At 48.7% G+C, this 2,499-nt stretch carries 3 protein-coding genes; 2 read left to right on the top strand and 1 reads right to left on the bottom strand.

The genetic code is table 11. The annotated features are described in order from the left end of the window. On the top strand, positions 1-427 hold a 427-nt coding region (locus ACJROR_RS14040), incomplete at its 5' end, for a hypothetical protein (RefSeq protein ID WP_406547648.1). 29 nt (positions 428-456) lie between these two features. On the opposite strand, the gene ACJROR_RS14035 is transcribed toward ACJROR_RS14040, so the two are convergent. Then, entirely contained in the window at positions 457-1,269 is an 813-nt protein-coding gene (locus ACJROR_RS14035; RefSeq protein WP_406038771.1) for a hypothetical protein, read from the bottom strand. 225 nt (positions 1,270-1,494) lie between these two features. Between ACJROR_RS14035 and ACJROR_RS14030 the strand changes: the two genes are divergently transcribed. Beyond that, positions 1,495-2,499, top strand: a 1,005-nt coding sequence (locus ACJROR_RS14030; protein ID WP_406547647.1) for a serine/threonine protein kinase, incomplete at its 3' end; no start/stop codon positions are given.

The raw sequence follows: 2,499 nt of genomic DNA, 5'->3' as shown, positions 1-2,499 counted from the left end.
TGGAGCTCTCGCGGATTCCGGTGCTATTGCCGGGATTTTTGAGATTTTTAATGAGGTTCTCTCTGACGGAGCTGGTTCTTATGACAGCAGCTCTCACGCCAGTTTGTTCGATGATGAAAACACCGTTCGGGACTTTATTTACGCACTGCTTCCCCGGGGTGATTTTCTGAAATCCCGGAAGAGCATGAGCGCTTCAGGGTTTTCGGGGATGGAAATCAGAACCCGCGCCACCAGGCTCGTGATTGCCTTCAAAATGATGCGAAAGGGCTTTTCTCGGAAGGCGGCCATAAATGAGGCTCTGGAGCAGCTCAGAACTTACGACTCCGGCGTAACTCCTGAAGGCATAAAGCTTATTCGTGTCGGCATGGTGATATCTCCGGCGCGGAAAAAGCTTACGGAGTACCAGATTCTGGATGATAAGGCTTAGTCTGGAATGAAGCGGGAGCAAAACTGTTCTTACGCTAGGATGAATCCCATCTCATTGCGGATGGGGATTGCCTCTTCAATACAGTGGACGCCTTCAAAATTACGAACGGCTTCCATGTCCGTCTTGCTGCCAAGTCTTATCCGGTATAACCTCATATCAGACGAGTACCGGGTTTCCCTGTCAATTGTAATGCCGTGAGCAGCGCATTGATCCTTAAACAGGGTTTGCGCCAGCTGGTTTCTCTGAGCATTCTGGTAATCAATCAGTGTTACGCAATAGGCTTTGTTGTCCGGGGTATAATCACAGCCCCACGCTTCAAAAGGTCTTATCTCGGCAAGCGAAGAAATGAGCCTTGCGGTTCCTTGCGGGTTCTGCAGTGCTTTCCTGATATTTGAGATGATTTCGTCAGTTGTCACAAGGGAGAGCAGTTTTCTGGTTTCTTGCGGTTCTTCTGAGTTGGCATCCGGCTGAGAATTATCAGAGGCAGCCGCTGATTTTTTCTTCCTGTCGGTATTATTGTCTGGATCAATGCCAATAACGTTGTCATTGCTGTCACTATTGAGAAGGTCAACGATAGCTTTTCGGTAAGTTTTGGCGAGAGCTTCCGGAGCCACAGTGGCGGTCATAACCAGCGGGAGCGCCAGCTCTTTAGTTTTATGCATTTCAAAAGCGGCAGCAACCTGCGACAGGCCTTCTATGAGAAGCTGAGCGCGAACGGTGAGGTCATTATCCTTCAGAACCCATTTGGGGAGTTTATTATTGCCGGCTGATTCCATAAGTTGCTTGTCCGTTTGTTTCTGCTCCAAAATGCACTGATCTGTAACCCATTCTAACGTTGCCATCCTTTAAAACTCAAGCCTGATGTTCGTATTTATGGGGGCTTATCAACGTAAAATTGGAGTTCGATTTAACGTACCGGGGGTTATCATGCTGGTGCATCTTTGCGTTGCTTCGGTGGTGATGGCAATCTGTTAGCAAAGTAATAATTATCAAGCGTTGGTTTTGACATCAGGCTGCGGATTTTGTTTACTGATTTTGTTCAAACTGCTTTTCCGTGAGGCTCCTGTATGACCGAAACCAAAGTAAACTCATCTCTGTCAAGCAAATTCGAAGAGACTAAGGTAAATATCGTTCAGAAACTTCCGGACATTACGGGACTGACACTGGGTGAGTTCCATATAGACTCAAGGCTGGAGATTGTTTCCGGTGAGGCAGATATCTATCTCTGCTCGGTAGTTGGTAGTAATTCAGGAAAGAAGTTTCTCCTCAAATACTACCGCCGGGAAAATGCCGTAAAGCCGGATGTGCTGGAAAAGCTGAAGACTGTAACAAGTCCTTTCGTGGCTCCGGTGGAGGACGTTGGCGCATATCAGGGGTATCCGTATGTGGTACGTCCGTACTATAGGAGGGCAGCCCTGGCGGAACTTCTGGCCAAAGGCACCCGGTTTTCAGAAGAAGACCTCAGAAATCTCATTATTCCGTCAATTATTGAAGGTTTGAAAGCCGTGCATGATATCGGCATCCTCCACAAGGATCTTAAGCCTGCCAATCTGATTCCTGATGATGCCGGTGAGCATATTGTCCTTATCGACTTTGGCATCAGTTCCGATGCCGGGAAGAACACCTTTGTGGTAACCCAGACCGGCATGACCCTGGCCTATGCCGCTCCCGAGGCTCTGCAGGGGATCTTCCATAAGGAAACCGATTACTACGCTCTCGGCATCACCGTCTTTGAACTCTTTACCGGCTTTACCCCGTTTCAGAATCCCGGACTGTCTCCGGAAGAGTCGGCAAGGCTGGCTTCCATCAGCAAAATCGAGTTTCCGGAAAACTTCCCGGAAGATCTTAAAAGACTGGTTTTGGGGCTTACCTACAAGGATATTTCCCACCGTAACGATAAGGATAACCCCAATAGACGCTGGGGCTATGACGAGGTCAGAAGATGGCTCAACGGAGAAGATGGGCCGGATCCCGGGGAAAGTACCGGTTCTCCTGACCCCGGAGTCAGGTCATCGGTATTCCAGCCCTACAGATTTAACGGCAAAAACTACACTGCGGAGATCGAGCTTTTA

Origin of the sequence: Succinimonas sp. (assembly GCF_045225735.1) — a bacterium.
In the GTDB taxonomy this organism is placed as follows: domain Bacteria; phylum Pseudomonadota; class Gammaproteobacteria; order Enterobacterales; family Succinivibrionaceae; genus Succinimonas.
Note: the sequence above shows the minus strand (reverse complement) of the source record. Positions and strands in the feature narration are given on the sequence as shown.